This is a genomic window from Microbacterium sp. AC145 (genome assembly GCF_979258505.1).
The window spans coordinates 1,544,946-1,565,372 of the sequence record NZ_OZ409859.1; the positions used below are offsets into that span (position 1 = coordinate 1,544,946).

A 20,427-nucleotide genomic window follows, 5' to 3' on the forward strand; every position below is an offset into this window, starting at 1 on the left:
TCAGACCTCCGCCATCTCGTTCAGGTCGCTGGGGCTCGAGAGTGTGCCGCGGATCGCGGTCGCCGCAGCGACCAGCGGTGACACCAGGTGCGTGCGTCCGCCCTTGCCCTGTCGACCCTCGAAGTTGCGGTTGGAGGTCGACGCGCAGCGCTCCCCCGGGGCGAGCTGATCGGGGTTCATGCCGAGACACATCGAGCAGCCGGCGAATCGCCACTCGGCGCCGAAGTCCTTGATGATCTGGTCGAGGCCCTCGGCCTCCGCTTCGAGGCGCACCCGAGCGGAGCCGGGAACGACCATGACGCGGACGCCGTCGGCCTTCTTCTTGCCTGCGACGATCGATGCGAAGGCGCGGAGGTCCTCGATGCGGCTGTTGGTGCACGAGCCCATGAAGACGGCGTCCACGGGAACGTCCTTGAGAAGCGTTCCCGGTGTCAGATCCATGTACTCGAGGGCCCGCTCTGCTGCCGCGCGCTCGTTGGCGTCGACGATCTCGGCGGGGTCGGGGACGGCGGCGGAGAGGGAGCTGCCCTGACCAGGGTTCGTTCCCCAGGTCACGAACGGCTCGAGCTCGTCGGCGTCGATGAACACCTCGGCGTCGAACGTCGCCCCCTCGTCGGTGGGGAGCGTGCGCCAGTAGGCGACGGCGTCGTCCCAGTCCTGACCCTTGGGCGCGTGCGGGCGTCCCTTCAGGTACTCGAACGTCGTCTCGTCGGGGGCGACCATGCCTGCGCGGGCGCCGGCCTCGATCGACATGTTGCAGATCGTCATCCGGCCCTCCATCGACAGCGCGCGGATCGCGCTGCCGCGGAACTCCAGGACGTAGCCCTGACCGCCGCCGGTGGTGATCTTCGCGATGACGGCGAGGATGATGTCCTTCGCCGTGACACCGGGACGCAGGGTGCCGTCGACGTTGATCGCCATCGTCTTGAACGGCTTCAGCGGCAGCGTCTGAGTCGCCATCACGTGCTCGACCTCGCTCGTGCCGATGCCGAACGCCATGGCGCCGAAAGCGCCATGGGTCGACGTGTGCGAGTCACCGCAGACCACCGTGATGCCCGGCATCGTGAGTCCGAGCTGCGGGCCGACGACGTGCACGATGCCCTGCTCGGCGTCGCCGAGCGAGTGCAGACGCACGCCGAACTCGGCGGCGTTGCGGCGCAGCGTCTCGATCTGCGTGCGACTGGTGAGATCCGCGATGGGCTTGTCGATGTCCCACGTCGGGGTGTTGTGGTCTTCGGTGGCGATCGTGAGATCGAGCCGGCGCAGAGGGCGGTCCTCAGAGCGCAGGCCGTCGAAGGCCTGCGGGCTGGTGACCTCGTGCACGAGGTGCAGGTCGATGTAGATGAGGTCCGGCTCGCCGTTCTCGCCCTTGACGACGAGGTGGTCGTCCCAGACCTTCTCGGCGAGGGTCCTGCGGGGTGCGGGAGCAGAGTCTGCTGCGGGCATGTTCATTGCGTTTCTCCTGAAGCTGGCGGTTCGGCCCACGTTGGACTCCGCGACGAGGAGGGGCTCAGAACGAGGTCTCGTCGCGGCCGCTAAGAAGGAGCACGATCCGCATGACGTCAGATTACCACCGCTTCAGCGCGCCGAGTCGCCGCGTGACACGCTACTGTCACCCGCACCTTCGAGAGGCACCCGCATGACCGACGAGACCACCGGCTTCGCCACCAGGGCCGTCCACGCCGCCAGGAATCAGGGTGCCGCCTCCTCTCGCGCGACTCCCATCTATCTGACGGCGGGCTTCGAGTTCGACGACTTCGATCACGCGGCGAATCACTTCGGAACGGGCGCAGGGTTCGGCTACACGCGCACCGGCAATCCCACGATCCACGCGGTCGAGCGCCAGCTCGCCGCGCTGGAGTCCGGGGCGGACGCGGTTCTCGTCGCCAGCGGCCAGGCAGCGGTCGTCACCGCGCTCCTGACGGTGGCAGGCGCGGGCGATCACATCGTCTCGTCCACCCATATCTACGAGGGCACCCGCGGGCTGCTGCTCGACAATCTCGCCCGCCTCGGCATCGACGCCACGTTCATCGACGACATCGGGAACCCCGAGGCCTGGCGGCAGGCCATCCGTCCGAACACCAGAGCGCTGTTCGCCGAGTCGATCGCGAATGCCCGCAACGACATCATCGACATCGCAGCCGTGAGCGCCGTCGCCGACGACGCGGCGATCCCGCTCATCGTCGACAACACCCTCGCCACACCTTTCCTGGTGCGTCCTCTGGAGCATGGCGCCGCGATCGTGGTGCACTCCGCCTCGAAGTTCCTGGCCGGCCACGGATCGGTACTCGGCGGGGTCATCGTCGACGACGGACGCTTCGACGCCGAGAAGGCCGGTCACAATGCGCCGCACCTCGTGCTCCCCGGCCGCGGGGGGTTTCCGAGCGTCGCCTCCCGACATGGCGGCAAGGCCCGCATCGCCTATGCGCGAGAATCCGTGGCGCCCCGTTTCGGCGCCTCACCGTCTCCCCTCAACGCCTTCCTGATCGGGCAGGGCGCCGAGACGCTCGGCCTGCGGGTCGAACGCCAATCCCGCAACGCTCTCGAGGTGGCCCGCTGGCTCGCCGCACAGGACGCGGTCGAGAGCGTCGACTACGTGGGACTCGAGACGCACCCCGACCACGCGCTCGCGCAGAGGTACCTCCACGGCGGTCACGGCTCGATCTTCACGTTCACCCTCCGCGGCGGACTCGACGCGGCACGCGCCTTCGTCGAGAGCGTCGACGTCTTCACCCACATGACCCACATCGGCGACGTCCGCTCGCTCGTCCTCCACCCCGGCACCACCAGCCACGCGCACCGCACGCAGGAGGAGCGGGATGTCCTGGGCGTCCAACCCGGGACTCTCCGCGTGTCGATCGGCATCGAGGACGTCGCCGACCTCATCTCGGACCTCACCCGCGTGCTCGAGCCGGCACGGGAGGCTGTCGCATGAGCAGGCCCCAGCACTTCGGCTGGTTCCTGGCGCGTGGCTTCGGACCGCAGGGCTGGGGATACCCGTCACTCGACTGGGACTACGACTGGACGCGCCCCGAGATCTATCAGGACGCCGCCCGCACTCTGGAGCAGGCGGGGTTCGACCTCGTCATCATCGAGGATGCGCCCTCTCTCGGATCCGTCGAGACGATCGATCTGCGTGTGCGGCACGCGTTCGGCGGCCCGAAGCACGATCCGCTCCTCCTCGCTCCCTTCCTCTTCCAGGCGACCCGCCATCTCGGGGTCGTGCCGACCGTCAACCCCGCGGCATACCTGCCGTACACCGCGGCCAGGCAGTTCTCGACGCTGCAGCACCTCAGCGATCACCGGCTCGGTCTCAATGTCGTCACCGACACCGGAAGCGCGCGTCATTTCTCCGCCGCGGACCAGCTCGGCCACGACGCCGCGTACGACCGCGCCGAGGAGTGGCTCGACGGCATCCGATCGCTCTGGCGCAGCTGGGGCGAAGGCGCGCTCGTGCAGGACCGCGAGACGGGGGTGTTCGCCGACGGATCCAAGCTGCACGCCGTCAGGCACCGCGGCGAGCACTTCGCGTTCGACGGCCCCCTGAACGCCGTCCCCTTCACCGGTGGCGAACCGGCGATCGTCTCCCCCGGCGGCTCAGGCCGTGGACTCGGATTCGCGGGCGCCAACTCCGACGTGCAGCTCGCACTCGCACCGCTGGACGAAGCATCCGTCCGCGCGTACCGGGCGAAGATCCATGACGCCGCGATCGCTGCCGGCCGCTCCCCCGCCGACATCACGATCCTGTTCGCGATCCAGCCGGTCATCACGTCGTCGCCGGAGGAGGCGGATCGCATCGTCGCCGCATCCGCCCATCCCGACGACGCGGCCCTGGTGCAGATCGCTCGCAAACAGTCGAGCGATCTCGAGACCGATCTGACGTCGCTCGATCTCGACCGCCCACTCGATCAGTCCCTCTTCGGAGAGCACGTCTCGCAGGGCAGCATCAGGCGCCTGATCGGCGACCGCGGAGACGACGCCCCGCTGCGCGCACATCTGACGGCTCTCGCGCGCACCGGTCGGATCGCCGACCGATCGGGTTTCGTCGGGACGGCTGAAGAGTTCGCCGACCTCATCGAGGAACTCGGAGACTGGGGCAACGACGGCGTTCTCCTGTGGGGCGACTTCCACCCGGTGTCGCTGCACCGCACGCTCGACGAGCTCGTACCCGTGCTGCGACGCCGCGGAATCCTGCGCCGGGAGTACGTCGAGGGCGGGCTGCAGGCGAATCTGCGCGCTTTCTGAACCGACGGCGTCGGCCGGTCACCACCCCATGGAGCCGGGCACACCTTTGAACGGGCCGACGACGGAGGAGGTCACCCAACCGCCGTAGAAACCGCCCGGCTGCGGAACCACCGTCTCGCCCCCGACGATGCACTCGTCCATCGGTCCCGCGTACACGGCGACTCTCTTCGCCAGCATCTCGAACCCGGGCGTGGGATCGGGATAGTTCCAGGCGGCCCCTGCTGCGATGAGGCCCCCGCCGCGCACGTCGAGATACCGCGCGGCTCCCTTGAACTCGCAGAACGACGACCCCGGGGCATCTGTGAGCGCTCCCTCGACGAAGTCGGCGATCGGCAGGTAGAACACGGGCGGATGACTCGTCTCGAGAACCCGCACCGCATCATCGGTGTCGGCGATGAGCTCACCGCCCAGGCGGATGGTCACGCGCTCTCGCACCGGCTCCACCCGCGGCGGCCGAGGATAGTCCCACACGGATTCCTGTCCGGGAGCCGGGGTGATCGGATCGGGTCTGCGCATGACCTCACTGTACGGCGCTGTATCCGCTCGACGCCGTTCTCCGCTCGATGCTGTTCACACGAGGGCGTGCGGTGTTGACTGGGCCCATGGTCCCGCTCCCCATGTTCCCGCTCGGCTCGGTGCTCTTTCCGCACACGCCAGTGCTGCTCCGTGTGTTCGAGCCGCGCTATCTGACGATGATCGGACAGCTCCTCGACCAGGAAGACGCTCATTTCGGCGTCGTGCTGATCGAGCGCGGCCACGAGGTCGGAGGCGGTGATCGCCGCAGCAGCGTCGGCACGACGGCCAGACTCGCCACCGTGTCTGCGGATGCAGACGTACTGCACATCATCGCCGTGGGCACCGACCGGTTCACTGTCGAGCAGTGGGTGGAAGACGACCCCTACCCGAGGGCAGAGGTCGATCCATTGCCCGAGTTGACCTGGAACGATGCGCTCACCCCGCTGCGCACCGAAGCGGAGGTGATCGTGCGGCGAGTCCTCGCCCGTGTCGAGGGGCCGTGGGATCCCGAGACCGAGCTGTCGGACGACCCGATCGCCGCGTCGTGGCAGCTCGCAGCCATCGCGCCGCTCGGAGAGTACGACCGGCACGCACTGCTGCGGGCGACGACTGTCGGCGCCCTGCTGCGCCAGGTCATCGATCTCACGCTCGAGGCCGAGATCCTCTGGTCGGCCGAGTGACGGGCCTCGCTCCTACTCGACGATCGCCGCCTTCTTCGCCGCCGACTTCTCGCGCGACGCCGCGATCAGGCTGGCGACAGTGGCGACGGTCATCGACACGATGATGACACCGAGCGAGACGAGGTTGTCGATCTCGGGCACCCATTCGACGTGCTGGCCGCCGTTGATGAACGGCAGTTCGTTCTCGTGCAGGGCGTGCAGGATCAGCTTGATGCCGATGAACCCCAGGATCACGGCGATGCCGTAGTGCAGGTAGCGCAGGCGGTCGAGCAGGTCTCCGAGCAGGAAGTACAGCTGACGCAGGCCCATCAGAGCGAAGATGTTCGCCGCGAAGACGAGGAAACCGTTCGTCGTGATCTCGAAGATCGCGGGGATCGAATCGATCGCGAAGATGAGGTCGGTGACGCCGATCGTGATGAACACGATGACCATCGGGGTCCACATGCGCTTGCCGTCGACGGTGGTGCGGAGCCTGGCGCCGTCGTAGGTCTCGCTGATGTCGATACGGCGGCGCAGCAGACGCACGATGAAGTTCTCGCGCTTGATGTCGTCCTCGTGCTCGCCCTCGGGCATCGCCTGCTTGATCGCGGTGTAGATCAGGAAGGCGCCGAAGATGTAGAAGATCGGCGAGAAGTGCTCGATCACGGCCACGCCCACCAGGATGAACGCTCCGCGCAGGATGAGAGCGATGATGATGCCGAACATCAGCACCTGCTGCTGCAGACGTCGCGGCACGGCGAACTGCGCCATGATCAGCACGAAGACGAACAGGTTGTCGATCGAGAGGCTGTACTCCAAAGCCCACCCGGTGATGAAGTCACCGGCGTTGCGCCATCCCGCCACGTTGCCGAGGAGTACCGCGAAGAGCAGAGCGAGCCCGACGTAGAAGACGACCCACAGCGTCGACTCCTTCGTCGAGGGGATGTGCGGACGGAGGCGGATGAGGAGGAGGTCTCCGATCAGGATGATCGTGAGGACGACCATCGAGGTGATCTCGAACCAGACAGGAATGTCCAAGGGTGCTCTGCACCTTTCAGGGGGGCCGAATAATCGCAGGGGTCGGAAAACTGCCGAAAGTCTCTCCCACGCATGGAATGCGTCGCACGACCGGAGCAGCGATGACGGTGCTCGTGATGACGGTGGATGCGCTTGCGGGATACTCCCTCTCGCGTCCACGATTCTAGCCGGGCGAACGCGGAATGGCGGAACAGTTCCGTGCGACCCGTGAACTGATCTGAGACGATGAGGAATCCGTCGACACTTCCCAGGTGAGAGACACCGAACGGAAACGGGATGCCCGTGCAGACGAGTGATCAGAAATGGGTGGCGCAGGCCGCGACAGGTGACGAGAGTGCCTTCCGCGAGTTGTACCGCTCACATGTCCGACCGGTCTATTGGATCGCCCACGGCCTGCTGGGCTCACCCGCCGATGCCGAGGACGTGACGCAGGAGACGTTCGTCACCGCGTGGCGCAAGCTGCCGGGACTCGAGCTGCAGGGAGAGTCCCTGCTCCCCTGGCTCGCGACGATCTGCCGCTTCCAGGCCGCGAACCGTCTGCGACAGCGCAGACGCGACCAGGCGAACACGACGGATGCCGTCGATGACACCATCCCCTCGACGAGCAGCGTCGAGGAGCAGGTGATCACCGCAGCCCTGGCGGCGCGGATCGCGGCTGAGGTTGGCACCCTGAGCGATCTCGACCGCGAGATCTTCCGCCTCTGCGCAGCAGAGGGGTACGCCTACCAGGCTGCGGCCGACGAGCTCGGAGTGAGTCATGCCATCGTCCGAAACCGTCTCTCCCGAGTCCGCACCCAACTGCGCGGTGCCGTGAAGGAAGCGAGCGACGCATGAACGACAAGACCACCTCCGACGACCTCCCCGAGCTCTCGGATGCCGCGATGACCCGCATCGAGCGCGCGGTGTTCGCGGAGATCGCGACCGAGCGCCCTCGCGAGACCCCGGCGGCAGCCCGATCGCGAGCGCGCCGCCGCCGCTGGCTGACCGGCACCGGTATAGCCGCAGCGTTCGTGGTGGGAGTCCTGATCACTCCCCCGATACTCGGCATCGTGGGCGGGAGCGCCATGAGCACTGCGGGGAGCGGAGAGATGCCCTCAGGCGTGGCCCTGGAGGATTCGCGCGCAGGATCCGTCGACCAGAGCGCGCCGGGAGCCGCATCCGACTCTGCGGAGTCGTCGAGCCTGGTTCCGGGTGCCGTCGACGCCACGGACCGAGAGATCATCGCCACGGCGAACGCCATGGTGCAGGTGAACGACATCGGCGACGCCGCGGCCGCGATCACCGCACTCGCCGAGTCGTACGGCGGTTATGTCGAGAGCACCGAGATCGGCCAGAACGTCGACGCCACCTCGGAGCCTGCACCCGCCGATGCCGGGTACGGCTGGATCAGCATCCGCGTACCCTCGGCCGATCTCGCCGCCGTCGTCGACGAGCTCGCGGACTCGGGCGACGTTCTCTCCTCATCGATCTCGAAGCAGGATGTCACCTCCACGGCGATTGACCTGCGTGCGCGTGTCGATGCCACCAGGGCATCGGTGCAGAGATTGACCGAGTTGATGTCCCAGACCGGCACGGTCGCGGAACTCATCGAGGCCGAGGTCGCGCTCACCGATCGCCAGGCGCAGCTCGAGTCCTACGAGCAGCAGCTCGCCTCGCTGGACGACCAGGTCGCCATGTCCAGCCTGCAGGTGCAGCTGACGCGCACGACTCCACCGACGACCGCCGATCCCGCCGGCTTCGCAGACGGTCTGCTCGCCGGCTGGAACGGCCTCGTGGTGTCGGTGAACGCGCTGGTCGTCGCGGTCGGCTTCCTCCTGCCATGGCTCGCCCTCGCCGGCGCGGTCGTGCTGGTGATCTGGCTCATCCGTCGCGCACGGCGCACTCGCCGTGCAGCCGGCGAACCGCCCGCCGAGGACTGAGCCACAGGCGCCGAAGGATCCGCCCCTCCCGCTCCTGCGGCCGCTCCCGTCGGCAGCCTCCCGTCACCGCTAGAGTCGTCGGCATGAGCAGCGCCGCCACCGATTCGACGACCCGTACGGTCCCCGCAGGTCGCGATCTCACCCTCGATCTGGCACGGGTCGTCTGCGTCGTCCTGGTCGTGTTCGTGCACATCCTGTTCACGGGCGTCGGCCGGGCGCCGGACGGGTCGCTGCTGATCGAGCGCACCGTCGAAGCGCAGTCCTGGTTCACGGCGGCGTCCTGGATAGCGAACATCATGCCGCTGTTCTTCGTCGTCGGCGGATACGCTGCCCGCGCGGGATGGCGATCCGCGTCGACCCGCGGAGACTCCGCGGAGGACTTCGTGCGGGTGCGTCTTCTGCGACTCGCGCGCCCCGCGCTCCCCCTGTTCGTCTTCTTCACCGTCGTTCTCGGCGCGACGCGGTTGATCGGCATCGATCCGACGCTCGTCGACACCGTCGCCATCGGTGTCGGCTCTCCTCTGTGGTTCCTCGCCGCGTACATGATCGTCCAGGCGCTCGCACCGGCGATGATGCGGCTGCACGAGCGGTACGGCGCCTGGGTGCTTCTCGGCCTCCTCGCGGGCGCCGTGCTCGTCGACACCTTCCGGTTCACCGTCATCGGCGGATTCCTCGGCATCCAACCTGTCGCCGGAACGGGCTACGGGCTCGGCCAGGAGCTCTTCGGCATCCCGAACATCGTGTTCGTCTGGCTGTTCGCGCAGCAGATCGGGTTCTTCCTGTTCGACGGCTGGTTCGGTGCGTGCCGCTGGTGGCAGCTGCTGCTGCTCATCGGCGCCGGCTACGCGGCGCTCTGGGGCCTCGTGTCGATGGGCGGATACTCCTGGAACATGCTCGGCAACCAGTGGCCTCCGACCACAGCCATGGTCATGCTCGCCGTCATACAGGCCGCCGCCCTCACGCTGCTGCACGCACCCCTGACGGCGCTCATGAGGCATCGAGCGGCCCAGGGCGTGGTCTTCCTGATCGGCTCACGACTCATGACCATCTACCTGTGGCATCTGCCGATGATCATGGTCCTGATCGGCATCCAGCTCGCCCTGCCTATCCCGCTTCCGGCACCGGGAAGCGCTGTCTGGTGGTGGACCCGGCCGCTGTTCCTCATCGTCGTCCTCGCCGCCGTCTGGGTGCTGTCGCTCTGGCTGATCCGGTTCGAGAAGGTTCCGGCCGCGGGCCCCGCTCGTTTCTCATCGAAGGCCGCTGTGGTCGCCGCGGTGCTGGTCTTCATCGCACCGATCATCGCCATCACCGCGTACGGCCTCGACTTCCCACTCGCCGCATTCGCGCTCGCATGCACCGCTCTCGCGCTGTGGCTGACAGGGGCGCGACAGAATGCTGCCTGACGTACTCGCGGGCAGCGATGCGCGCCGGATACGACGAAAGCCCTCGGAGAACCGAGGGCTTTCGTGTGTTGTGTGACCCCAGCGGGATTCGAACCCGCGTTACCGCCGTGAGAGGGCAGCGTACTAGGCCGCTATACGATGGGGCCGTCTGGCAGAACGTTTCCGTGCCGCGACAACTGTTCAAGTATGCCACGACGATTCTCACGTCGCCAAATCGAGCCCGAACCTGCTCGATTCCCGGGCGTGGCGCGCCCGCTCGAGGGTTTGCCACGGACGCCGGGAAGGAGTTGACTCGTCCCATGCGCGTCACGAAATTCGAACATGCTGCTCTCCGCATCCAGCAGGGGGATGACCTCCTTCTCATCGATCCGGGTTCGTTCACCGCTCCTCTGAACGATCTCGCCGGCCTCGTCGCCGTCGTCATCACCCATGAGCACCCGGATCACTGGACCCCCGAGCACCTGGACCGCATCCTGCGCGCGGCTCCCGGCACACCGATCTACGCACCGGCCGGTGTCGCGCGCGCGGCCGAGGGCTACGAGATCTCGGTGGTCGCACCCGGCGATACCGTGGAGGTCGGAGCGTTCTCGCTGCACTTCTTCGGCGGTACGCACGAGGTCATCCACTCGTCCCTCCCGAGCGTCGAGAACGTCGGGGTTCTGGTGAACGATGAGTTCTACTACCCCGGAGACTCCTACGCCGTGCCAGAGGGCATCGAGGTCGGCACCCTCGCCGCGCCCCTCGGCGCTCCGTGGCTCAAGATCGGCGAGGCGATGGACTACGTCCTGGCTGTGAAGCCGCGTCGTGCGTTCGGCACGCATGACATGACGCTCTCGGTGGCAGGAAAGACGATGCACCGTCAGCGTCTGCAGTGGGCGACAGAGCAGGGCGGCGGCGTGTTCTCGGTGCTCGAGCCGGGCGAGTCGCTCGACATCTGAGCATGGCCGACTCCCCCTTGGCTGAGTTCTCGCTCGACGAAGACGGCGTGCGCGCGCTGCTTCGAACGGCGGCGCCCCAGTGGGCCGACCTTCCGCTCAGCCTCTTCGCCGAGGGGTGGGACAACGCGATGTGGCGTCTCGGTGCGGACCTCGTCGTGCGGCTGCCGCGGCGAGCCCTCGCAGTGCCGCTCATCACGAACGAGGAGCGCGCCCTGCCCGAGATCGGGCCGGCGCTGGCGGCGCTCGGCATCCGCACTCCGATCCCCGTGCTCGCCGGAGCTCCGAACGACGTGTTCCCCCGGCCGTGGTCGGTGATTCCCTGGATCGACGGGGCGAACGCCCTCGCGTCGTCGCGGGTCGAGAACTCCTCGTGGGCGCCACGGCTCGCAGAGGCGCTTCGCGCCCTGCACGCTCCGGCCCCCGACGACGCGGCGATCAATCCCGTGCGCGGTCGAGAGCTGGCCACTCGCGACGGCGCCATGCGTCCTCGCCTCGACGCCCTCTCGACTCGGTCGGCGTTGCGCGATGCCTGGGCCGCGGGGCTGGCGGCGACGCCGAGTGTCGAGCGCGTCTGGATCCACGGAGACCTTCACCCGGGCAACATCCTGGTGCACGCGGGCTCACTCGCGGCACTCATCGACTTCGGTGACGTCACCGTCGGCGACCCCGCCTACGACCTCGCGTCGGCATGGATGCTCTTCGATGCGCCGGGGCGCGAGGCATTCCGGGCAGCCGCAGGTTCTCGCTACGACGACGCGACATGGGTGCGCGCACGCGCCTGGGCCGCCTACATCGCGCTCGTGCTGCTGACGCAGAGCGACGATCGCCCCGACCACCTCGCGGTGGGTCAGAGCACCGCCGCGGAACTCGACGCCGACTGACCCTGCGCTGCCCGCACGCGAAGGTCACGGGCGAGGTGATCGCGCTGCTCGACGACGAGACGCCGCAGAGCGGCGGGTGCCGAGGCGTTGTCGGCGATCCAGGTATCCACCGGCGCAAGGCTGGGCGCGGCCGGGAACAGCCCGACCACCAGGCGCCGCGCCAGCTCGATGCTCCGCTCAGACCAGGCGCCGCCGAGCCTTGCGAAGTACTCGTCGTCGAAGACCGCGATCAGGTCGCGTCGTCCACCCGCGCGGAATCCGCTGATGACCGCGTCGAGATGATCGTTGCTGAGCGACTCGTCGTTCCACGCCTGCTCCCAGGCGGCGGCGCGCACGACGGCGTCCGGAAGCGATGCGAGCGCCCGGCGCGCCGCGGTACGGCCACTCCCGGTGTCATCGGACTGCTGCTCCGCCGTGATCTCGTCCACGCCGGCATGACCCGTCGTCACGAGAGCGGTCAGCAGCTGCCACCGGAGGTCCGGATCGACGACGAGTCCCTCAGGCGTCGCTCCGTCGAGGATCGCACGGATGTCTCGGGCGCGTGTGTCATCGAAGGCGGACGCCGCCGCGAGAGCGCGCGCCCACGAGAGCTGCGCGTCGCTGCCGGCATCCGCCGACTGGAGTGCACTCCACGCCGCCTCGATCCACTGCCTCTGCTCCTGTGCCCGGTCGTCGTCGGCGACATAGTGCCGGATCGCGAAGAGCGAGTTAGCGAGCACGCCGCTCAGGAGCCCGATGTTCGACTCATGAGCAGCATGTGCCCTCACGATCGACGTGTACCTGGTCGCTGCGAGCTCTCCGTCCCTGGTGGCGTTCCAGAGAGAGGACCAGATGACCGCTCGTGCGAGCGGATCCTCGACGGCGGACAGCGAGTTCTGCACAGTCGTCAGCGATGCCTCATCGAGGCGCACCTTGGCGTAGGTGAGATCGTCGTCGTTGAGCAGCACGAGGGAGGCGTCGGGCAGCTCCACCGGAGTCCGCTCGTCGTGGATGTCGAGCGCGATCTGGTCGCGGCGCACGACGCGGCCGTCGATGTCGTCGTAGAGACCGATGCGCAGCCGATGCGGGCGCGGGTCCGTCTGCACGAGCACGGATGCCCCGTCGGCATCCTTCTCGATCCACAGCGTCGAGACCCCGGTGGTCTGCAGCCAGGCGCGCGACCACTCGGACATGTCTCGGCCGGACACCGCGCTGAGCTGCACGAGGAAGTCGTCGAGCGTCGTGTTCCCGAACGCGTTCTCGGCGAAGTACCTGCGCGCGCCGTCGAAGAACGCGTCATCGCCGACGAAGGCGACCAGCTGCTTGAGCACGGCGGCGCCCTTGGCGTACGTGATCCCGTCGAAGTTCAGTTTGGCGGCTTCGAGGTCGGTGATGTCCGCGACGATCGGGTGGGTTGTCGGCAACTGGTCCTGCTGGTACGCCCAGGCCTTGCGGTTGGCGGCGAACTTCACCCAGGCGTCGTGGAAACGCGTCGCGACTGCGGACGCGTGTGAACCCATGTAATCGGCGAAGGACTCCTTGAGCCACAGGTCGTCCCACCACTTCATGGTCACGAGGTCGCCGAACCACATGTGCGCCATCTCGTGCAGGATCGTGTTCGCCCGAGCAGCCCGCTGGGCGTCCGTCGCCGCGCCCCGAGAGAGGTAGGCCTCGGTGAAGGTGACGAGCCCCGGGTTCTCCATCGCACCGAGGTTGTACTCGGGGACGAAGATCTGGTCGTACTTGCCCCAGGGATACGGGTACGCGAAAGCATCCGTGAAGAAGTCCAGACCCTGACGCGTGACATCGAGGATCTCGTCCGACTCCAGGTACTGCGCCAGCGATCGCCGCACGAACACGCCGAGCGCGATGTGCTGCTCGTCGCGCCGCCACTCGCCGTGCACGCGGGCGTACGGGCCCGCGGCGACAGAGGTGATGTAGCTCGAGATCGGCAGCGTCGAGGCGAACTCGACGCGCTGCACCCCGACGCCGGCGTCGACCGTCGCGGCGGACTGATTGGAGAGGACCTCCCATCCAGCCGGCGCGTCGATCACGAACGTGTAGGGAGCCTTGATGTCCGGCTGCTCGAAGCACGCCATGACGCGCCGAGAGTCGGCCGGCTCATACTGCGTATAGAGGTAGGTGCGGTCATCGACAGGATCGTGGAAGCGGTGCAGCCCCTCACCGGACCGACTGTAGATCCCGACCGCCTCGACGCGGATCGTGTTCACGCCCGCGAGATCGTGCACGACGATCCGGGCGCCGTCGTAGACGATCTCCTGGTCGACGCCGTTCACGACGACGCGCTCCACGCTCTCGCCGATGAAGTCGAGCCAGGTCGACGAGGTCGTCGATGCGAACTCGAGCGTCGTGACCGTCGGGAACCCACTGCGCGCCCGCTCGGGCGCTCCGGTCAGATCGAGTTCGACGCGGATGCTGCGAACGGAGATGGTGGCGGATCGCGCAGCGGTCTCCTCTCGCGTGAGGTTGGCGGTATGCATGTCTCCATCCTGTCATCCGGCACCGAAGACCATGCCCCCTACCCGTGCGCGCGTTGCGCTATGCAACAATCGGGTCTAGAGTTGCATTATGCAACAGGTGGATGAGTCGGACGCACGAGGTCAGGACAGCGCCACAGTACTGCGGTCCCTGCTGGCGATCACCCGCCGCGGCCTGGTCGATGCCCGGTCCGGCGAGACTCGACTCTCGATCACCGACCAGTCGATCGTGATGGCCATCGCCGACGAGCCCGGTATCCGCTCGACCGACATCGCCCAGATGTTCCGGCTCAACCGATCCACGGTGTCTCGGCAGCTCTCGTCCCTCATCACCCTCGGGCTCGTGCAGGAGATGCCCGCGACGGCAGGGCGCGGGCGCCCGCTGGCACTCACACCCGAGGGCGAAGAAGCCTTCCGGGGAACGCTCGACACGCTGCAGCACGTGATCGACACCCATCTCGCGCAGTGGTCGGATGCTGAGGTGTCGCGCTTCGCGCACGACCTCCAGCGCTTCGACCGCGGCGACGCCGCATCATGACCACGGCCCACAAGGCCATCGGAGAAGGAAGAGAAATGAAGAACATCACCGTTCTCGGCACCGGCGTCCTCGGATCGCAGATCGCGTTCCAGACCGCCTTCCACGGATTCGACGTCGTCGCATACGACATCGACCAGGCAGCGCTCGACCGTGCTGCCGAGCGTTTCGAAGCGCTCGCCGCGCGTTACGTCGCCGACGGCATCGAGAACGCGGCGGACGGTGGCGCGCAGGCGGCCGTCGGTCGCATCCGCCTCACCTCAGACCTCGCGGATGCCGCGGCGACCGCCGACCTCGTGATCGAGGCCGTCCCGGAGAGCCTCGAGCTCAAGCAGGGCATCTACCGCACCCTCGCCCTCGCGGCGCCGGCGACGACGATCTTCACGACGAACTCCTCGACCCTGCTGCCCAGCGCTCTGTCGGAGTCCACGGGCCGGCGGGATCGCTTCCTCGCACTGCACTTCGCGAACGAGATCTGGTCGCACAACACCGCCGAGGTGATGGGCACGCCCGACACCGACCCTGCCGTCTACGAGAAGGTCGTCGAGTTCGCCACGCAGATCGGCATGGTCCCGATCCAGATCAAGAAGGAGAAGGCGGGATATCTGCTGAACTCCCTCCTCGTGCCGTTCCTCGAAGCCGGAGCCGAACTCCTCGTCGACGGGATCGCAGAGCCCGAGGCGATCGACACCACCTGGCGCATCGGCACCGGCTCTCCCGCCGGTCCCTTCGAGATCTACGACATCGTGGGTCTGACCACCGCGTACAACATCTCCCGCATGGGCGGAGAGAAGCAGCAGCGCTTCGCCGACCTGCTCAAGGAGCAGTACATCGACAAGGGAAAGCTCGGCGTCGCCACCGGCGAGGGTTTCTACACCTACCCGCGGGAGAGCTGAGCGATCACTTCCCGAGGAGCTTTCGGATCGCCGTCTCGGGCGACACCGTGAGATCGAGGGTGCGACCGCGGGCGTATTGGCGGAACACTCGGGGGTCGATGTAACTCCCCCGCGCGACCGCCAGGGTGTTGCCGAGCCCCGAGGCCGTCGCCTGCACGGCGAGGCGCTCGGCACGCCGACGTTCATTCTTGGTCTCGAGACGGCCGATGCGAGCCAGAGCATCCGCCGCGAGGATCGTTCCGTGCAGCGTGCGGAAGTCCTTCGCCGTGAAGGCTGCACCGGTGATCTGTCGAAGATAGCCGTTCACCTCGCCCGAAGACAGCCGCACTCGGCGCCGACCCTTGCGGTACGCCAGCAGGGGTGCGCGAGGAGAACCGACGGCGAACTCCGAGAGGGCCTCAGCGAGGGCGGCATCCGCGATCTCGATCGAGGCGAGTTGACGGCTCTTGGCCGGGAAGCTCAGCGCCACGGTGCTGCCCTCGACTCGCACGTCGTGCCGACGCAGTGTGCTGAGTCCACGACTCCCGTTCTTGACGAGGTACCGCTCGGAGCCGATTCGCAGCGCCGCGTCGTCGAGCAACCGGAACGCGACGGCGAGGGCGCGTTCGCGCGTCAGACCGTCCTGAGTGATGGCCCGAGTGACCTGTGCTCTCGCCGAGGGCAGCGCCGCGGCGAGCCGCAGCGCTCTCGCGAACTTGCGCTGATCGCGTCCCGCACGCCAGAGCGGGTGGTAGAGATACTGCCGACGCCCCGCATCATCCGTGCCCACCGCCTGGATGTGCGCGAGCGGATCGGCCGCGATCCACACCTGCTTCCACGCGGGCGGGATGACGAGATCGTGGATGCGCTCACGATCGGCCTCGCCGACCGGCTGCTCTGCGGCGTCGACGTAGCGGAAGCCTGCACCTGAGCGGATGCGGCGGATGCCGGGTTCCTCGCCGGGTACCACTCGTCTCAGTGCCATCGTCGTCTCTCTCCGGCGCTCGTGTCGAGAAGAGCGTCCGAGCATGAGCATCCCGGGTGGTGGCGTTTCGGAGAAGGGCATGGCGTCAGGCGCGACGAACCTGCTATGCCGATGCTCTCCACTCGCCCACGTGCTTTCGCTGTGACGGCCTCAGTCGATCGCGGCGATCGGATCGCTCCCGGTCAACATGTACTCGCTTCCATCGGAGCGGCGCTCGACGAGTTGATAGTCCACAAGGTATCGACGGAGCACGGCGACATCCGCGGAGTACGAGAGAAGCCTGTCGTTCAGTTCACGTTCGGTCATCATCTCGTGAGCCGTGAAGACTCGGCTGGCCACCCATGCAAGGAGCTCGCCTCGTTCCCGCAGATTCGCCGGATATTGCCTGATCCGGGTGCCGTCCAGGAAACGATCGATCCCCCGCTTCTGAGGCAGGGCCGTCGAGTCAAGGACCCTCCGGAACACTTCAGGATCGATTGTCTGGGTGTCGACGTCGACAAGACCACTTCGCACGAGGGCCTCAGCCACACGTCGATGCCGCGACGGCGACAGACCCGCGGTGACCGACTCGACGGTGCCGCCCAGCATCAGCTCCGCGGCGGCACGACGGGTCTCCGGGTTCGCCAGAATCGCGATCAACGGACGCCACGTGTTCGAACTGTCCATCGTCGGACTTCTTCCGTGAGGTGAAAACAAGAAAACCCGCGGAAATCCGCGGGTTTTATCTTGCTGGGGTACCTGGACTCGAACCAAGAACAACGGAACCAGAAACCGCCGTGTTGCCAATTACACCATACCCCAAGGGCGAAACCGGAGCCTCGCACCGAGAGTCAAGCCTACCCGAGCCGCAGCCATAATGCCAAAACGCGGCGGGCAGTCCGGGCGCGTCGCCCGAACGGCGACTCCCCGAGGGCGCCAGGACGACAGGAGACGAGAGTGAGGGCACCGCCGGATGCCCTCACCCTCGTGACCTTTCAGTTCGCGAGGAACTCCGACAGCGCGCGAAGGCGTCGCAGCGACTCCTCCTTGCCCAGCAGCTCCATCGACTCGAACAGCGGCGGCGAGATGCGCCTGCCGGTGATCGCGACGCGCGGCGGCCCGTAGGCGATGCGCGGCTTCAGCTCGAGACCCTCGACCAGAGCTGCAGCGAGAGCATCCTGGATCTTCTCCGGAACGAACTCGGACACCGGCTCGAGAGCCGCGACGCACGCATCGAGCACCTCGGCCGCGTTCGCAGGGAGACCCTTGAGCGCGTCGGCGTCATACGAGACATCATCGGCGAAGAGGAATCCGACCATGCCAGGGACCTCGCCGAGGAGCTGTACGCGTTCCTGCACGAGCGGCGCGACACGGAAGGCCATCACCAGCTGCTCGTGCGTGGGCTCGTCGAACAGGCCGGCGGCAGCGAGGTACGGGATCGTCCGCTCCGCGAAGTCCTTCTCACCGAGTCGGCGGATGTGATCGCCGTTGATCGACTCGGCCTTCTTCTGGTCGAAGCGAGCCGGGTTCGGGTTCACGTTCACGATGTCGAACGCGGCGGTGAACTCATCGAGCGAGAACACATCACGGTCGGGACCGATCGACCAGCCGAGCAGCGCGAGGTAGTTCAGCAAGCCCTCATGGATGAAGCCGCGATCACGATGCAGGAACAGGTCCGCCTGCGGGTCGCGCTTGGAGAGCTTCTTGTTGCCGGTCTCCCCCAGCACGAGCGGCATGTGCGCGAAGCGCGGCATGAAGGTCGTGACGCCCGCCTCGATCAGCGCGGCGTACAGGGCGAGCTGACGTGCGGTCGAGGGCATGAGGTCCTCGCCGCGAAGCACGTGGGTGATGCCCATCAGTGCGTCGTCGACCGGGTTCACGAACGTGTACAGCGGAATGCCGTTGGGGCGAACGACGACGAAGTCGGGGAAGGAACCTGCCGGGAAGGTCACTTCGCCGCGGATGAGGTCGACGTATGTGAGGTCTTCGTCCGGAACCCGCAGCCGCAGCGCGGGCTGGCGCCCCTCAGCGCGGAAGGCGGTCTTCTGCTCATCGGTGAGGTCACGGTCGAAGTTGTCGTAGCCGAGCTGCTTCGCACGTCCCGCGGCCTCGTTGCGGGCGTCGATCTCATCAGCCGTCGAGTAGCTCTCGTAGAGGGCCCCCGCCTCGATGAGCTTGTCGATCACGCCACGGTAGATGTCGTGACGCTCGGACTGCCGGTACGGTGCGTGCGGGCCGCCGACTTCGACACCCTCGTCCCAGTCGATCTTGAGCCAGGTGAGCGCGTCGACGAGCTGGCGGAAGCTCTCTTCGCTGTCGCGGGCCGCATCGGTGTCCTCGATGCGGAACACCATCTTCCCGCCCGTGTGACGGGCGTAGGCCCAGTTGAAGAGAGCCGTCCGGACCATGCCGACGTGCGGCAGTCCCGTCGGTGAAGGGCAGAAGCGGACGCGGACGTCGGCACCACCGGCGGTCGTGGTGAGGGGGTGAGGAGTAGCCATAGCTCTTCGATTCTAGTTCCCGTCATGCTTCCTCCCACCGGCGATCGATCGAGGTCTCCGTGCGTGGAATCCGGTCACGGCGGGTAACAGTCACTCGCCCTGGGTAACAACCTGTACTCCGAGCCGGTGGGGTCTTAGCGTGGCGGCAATCCTCAGACCACGCATCACCCCACTCGAAAGGGAAGAACATGACACTCACAGATGCAGCAGCGGCCGCGCTCGACGATCGGTGGCGAGACGCAGAACGCCCCAGGAACAGCGCCGACTGGCTCGACCGCGCTCGAGAGGTGGCGGACATCCTCGCCGTCGACGCCGTCGAACGCGACCGAGCCAATGCGACGCCTCACGCCGAAGTTCGACTGCTCAAGGACTCCGGCCTCGTCACGCTGCTCGGTCCTGCCGCCCACGGCGGCGCCGGCGAGAGCTGGGACACCGCGTACAAAGTGATCCGTGCTGTTGCCCGAGGCGACGGATCGATCGGCCAACTGCTCGGATACCACTATCTCTGGGCGTGGGCCGCGCGCCTCGTGGCGACAGAGGATCAGATAGCTGCCGTCGAGGAGCTGTACACGACGAACGACTTCGTCTTCGGCGGAGCCGTGAACCCCCGCGACTCCGACCTGGTGGTCAGGGAAGACGGCGACGAACTCGTCTTCTCAGGGCGAAAGTCCTTCTCCACCGGTGGGCGAGTCTCCGACCTGACCGTGCTGGAAGGAGTGCTCGAAGGTACAGACACGCATATCTTCGCGATCGTCCCCACAGCGCAGGAAGGCATCGTGTTCGCCGGCGATTGGGACAGTCTCGGACAGCGGCTCACCGAATCCGGTTCTGTGGAGATCCGTGATGTGCGTGTGCCCTGGGCCGCCGCGGCAGGGTTCGTGGACAAGGAGTTCCAGCCGCTCACCTACAACACCCTGAACGTGCCTGCGATCCAGCTCGTGTTCGCCAACTTCTACCTCGGAATCGCTCAGGGCGCGATCGAGACGGCGTCCGCCTACACGCGCTCGGTGACTCGACCGTGGCCGTACGGAGGCGACGACAAGCAGCACGCCACAGACGAGTGGTACCTGCTCGAAGGCTATGGCGAGCTCGCATCCAAGCTCTGGGCCGATGAGGCCCTGCTGGATGCCGTCGGCGCAGAGATCAGCAGTGTGCTGCACGCGCCACGGGAGGAGCTCACCGCCCGCCGTCGAGGTGAGATCGCCGTTCGGATCGCGGCGGGCAAGCTGCGGATCGTCGACGACGGCCTGGAGGCCACGGCGAAGGTCTACGAGCTCACGGGGGCCCGTGCATCCGCGAACTCCGTCGGTCTCGACATCTTCTGGCGCAACCTGCGCACGCACAGCCTGCATGACCCGATCGCCTACAAGAAACGAGAGGTGGGCGGCTACGTGCTCCTCAACGACGTGCCCGAACCCACCTGGTACACCTGAGCCAGCGCCGTCGGTGTCGTATCGCGGCCGCCAACGCCCGATG

General features: G+C 67.2%; 18 protein-coding genes and 2 tRNA genes. 11 read left to right on the forward strand and 9 right to left on the reverse strand.

Annotated features, from left to right (window positions below):
- Entirely contained in the window at positions 1-1,452 is a 1,452-nt protein-coding gene (gene leuC, locus ACZZZN_RS07635; RefSeq protein WP_463504566.1) for a 3-isopropylmalate dehydratase large subunit, read from the reverse strand.
- Positions 1,453-1,639: 187 nt separating this feature from the next.
- Between leuC and ACZZZN_RS07640 the strand changes: the two genes are divergently transcribed.
- Positions 1,640-2,935: an O-acetylhomoserine aminocarboxypropyltransferase/cysteine synthase family protein gene (locus tag ACZZZN_RS07640; RefSeq protein WP_463504567.1), complete on the forward strand. Its 1,296-nt coding sequence runs from the start codon at positions 1,640-1,642 to the stop codon at positions 2,933-2,935.
- Complete coding sequence (locus ACZZZN_RS07645; RefSeq protein ID WP_463504568.1) at positions 2,932-4,245, forward strand: LLM class flavin-dependent oxidoreductase; 1,314 nt, start codon at positions 2,932-2,934, stop codon at positions 4,243-4,245. Before ACZZZN_RS07640 ends, ACZZZN_RS07645 begins: the two co-directional genes overlap by 4 nt.
- A gap of 18 nt (positions 4,246-4,263) precedes the next feature.
- On the opposite strand, the gene ACZZZN_RS07650 is transcribed toward ACZZZN_RS07645, so the two are convergent.
- Positions 4,264-4,761, reverse strand: coding sequence for a DUF427 domain-containing protein (locus ACZZZN_RS07650; RefSeq protein WP_463504569.1), 498 nt, complete (start codon positions 4,759-4,761; stop codon positions 4,264-4,266).
- A gap of 86 nt (positions 4,762-4,847) precedes the next feature.
- Between ACZZZN_RS07650 and ACZZZN_RS07655 the strand changes: the two genes are divergently transcribed.
- Positions 4,848-5,441: an LON peptidase substrate-binding domain-containing protein gene (locus ACZZZN_RS07655; protein WP_463504570.1), complete on the forward strand. Its 594-nt coding sequence runs from the start codon at positions 4,848-4,850 to the stop codon at positions 5,439-5,441.
- 12 nt (positions 5,442-5,453) lie between these two features.
- Here the strand turns inward: ACZZZN_RS07655 and ACZZZN_RS07660 are convergent, their stop codons facing one another.
- On the reverse strand, positions 5,454-6,458 hold the full coding sequence (locus ACZZZN_RS07660; protein ID WP_463504571.1) for a TerC/Alx family metal homeostasis membrane protein: 1,005 nt from the start codon (positions 6,456-6,458) through the stop codon (positions 5,454-5,456).
- 276 nt (positions 6,459-6,734) lie between these two features.
- On the opposite strand from ACZZZN_RS07660, the gene ACZZZN_RS07665 reads away from it, so the two are divergent.
- From ACZZZN_RS07665 to ACZZZN_RS07675, 3 genes are all read left to right on the forward strand, one after another.
- Positions 6,735-7,292, forward strand: coding sequence for an RNA polymerase sigma factor (locus tag ACZZZN_RS07665; protein ID WP_463504572.1), 558 nt, complete (start codon positions 6,735-6,737; stop codon positions 7,290-7,292).
- Positions 7,289-8,377 (forward strand): DUF4349 domain-containing protein, encoded by a 1,089-nt coding sequence (locus ACZZZN_RS07670; protein WP_463504573.1) that lies wholly within the window; start codon positions 7,289-7,291, stop codon positions 8,375-8,377. The genes ACZZZN_RS07665 and ACZZZN_RS07670 overlap by 4 nt, the downstream gene beginning before the upstream one ends.
- 83 nt (positions 8,378-8,460) lie before the next feature.
- The gene (locus ACZZZN_RS07675) at positions 8,461-9,780 is read left to right on the forward strand and encodes an acyltransferase family protein (protein WP_463504574.1); all 1,320 of its coding nucleotides are present in this window, start codon (positions 8,461-8,463) and stop codon (positions 9,778-9,780) included.
- A gap of 73 nt (positions 9,781-9,853) precedes the next feature.
- Here the strand turns inward: ACZZZN_RS07675 and ACZZZN_RS07680 are convergent.
- Positions 9,854-9,926, reverse strand: a tRNA-Glu gene (locus tag ACZZZN_RS07680).
- Between the two features lie 153 nt (positions 9,927-10,079).
- Here ACZZZN_RS07680 and ACZZZN_RS07685 point away from each other — a divergent pair.
- Entirely contained in the window at positions 10,080-10,718 is a 639-nt protein-coding gene (locus ACZZZN_RS07685) for an MBL fold metallo-hydrolase (protein ID WP_463504575.1), read from the forward strand.
- A 2-nt stretch (positions 10,719-10,720) separates the two neighbouring features.
- On the forward strand, positions 10,721-11,599 hold the full coding sequence (locus ACZZZN_RS07690) for an aminoglycoside phosphotransferase family protein (protein ID WP_463504576.1): 879 nt from the start codon (positions 10,721-10,723) through the stop codon (positions 11,597-11,599).
- On the opposite strand, the gene pepN is transcribed toward ACZZZN_RS07690, so the two are convergent.
- Complete coding sequence (gene pepN, locus ACZZZN_RS07695; RefSeq protein ID WP_463504577.1) at positions 11,566-14,079, reverse strand: aminopeptidase N; 2,514 nt, start codon at positions 14,077-14,079, stop codon at positions 11,566-11,568. The two genes, ACZZZN_RS07690 and pepN, sit on opposite strands and share 34 nt — an antisense overlap.
- Before the next feature lie 88 nt (positions 14,080-14,167).
- On the opposite strand from pepN, the gene ACZZZN_RS07700 reads away from it, so the two are divergent.
- Positions 14,168-14,614: a MarR family winged helix-turn-helix transcriptional regulator gene (locus tag ACZZZN_RS07700; RefSeq protein ID WP_463504578.1), complete on the forward strand. Its 447-nt coding sequence runs from the start codon at positions 14,168-14,170 to the stop codon at positions 14,612-14,614.
- A 35-nt stretch (positions 14,615-14,649) separates the two neighbouring features.
- Positions 14,650-15,507, forward strand: a complete 858-nt coding sequence (locus tag ACZZZN_RS07705) for a 3-hydroxyacyl-CoA dehydrogenase (protein WP_463504579.1) — start codon at positions 14,650-14,652, stop codon at positions 15,505-15,507.
- Between the two features lie 4 nt (positions 15,508-15,511).
- Here ACZZZN_RS07705 and ACZZZN_RS07710 read toward each other — a convergent pair whose 3' ends face one another.
- The 4 genes from ACZZZN_RS07710 to gltX form a co-directional block, all read right to left on the reverse strand.
- Positions 15,512-16,471: a DNA topoisomerase IB gene (locus ACZZZN_RS07710; protein WP_463504580.1), complete on the reverse strand. Its 960-nt coding sequence runs from the start codon at positions 16,469-16,471 to the stop codon at positions 15,512-15,514.
- A 150-nt stretch (positions 16,472-16,621) separates the two neighbouring features.
- Positions 16,622-17,110, reverse strand: a complete 489-nt coding sequence (locus ACZZZN_RS07715) for a DUF2087 domain-containing protein (RefSeq protein ID WP_463504581.1) — start codon at positions 17,108-17,110, stop codon at positions 16,622-16,624.
- A 90-nt stretch (positions 17,111-17,200) separates the two neighbouring features.
- A tRNA-Gln gene (locus tag ACZZZN_RS07720) sits at positions 17,201-17,272 on the reverse strand.
- A 173-nt stretch (positions 17,273-17,445) separates the two neighbouring features.
- Complete coding sequence (gene gltX, locus ACZZZN_RS07725) at positions 17,446-18,951, reverse strand: glutamate--tRNA ligase (protein ID WP_463504582.1); 1,506 nt, start codon at positions 18,949-18,951, stop codon at positions 17,446-17,448.
- 188 nt (positions 18,952-19,139) lie between these two features.
- Between gltX and ACZZZN_RS07730 the strand changes: the two genes are divergently transcribed.
- Positions 19,140-20,384, forward strand: coding sequence for an acyl-CoA dehydrogenase family protein (locus tag ACZZZN_RS07730; RefSeq protein WP_463504583.1), 1,245 nt, complete (start codon positions 19,140-19,142; stop codon positions 20,382-20,384).
- Positions 20,385-20,427: the final 43 nt, after the last annotated feature.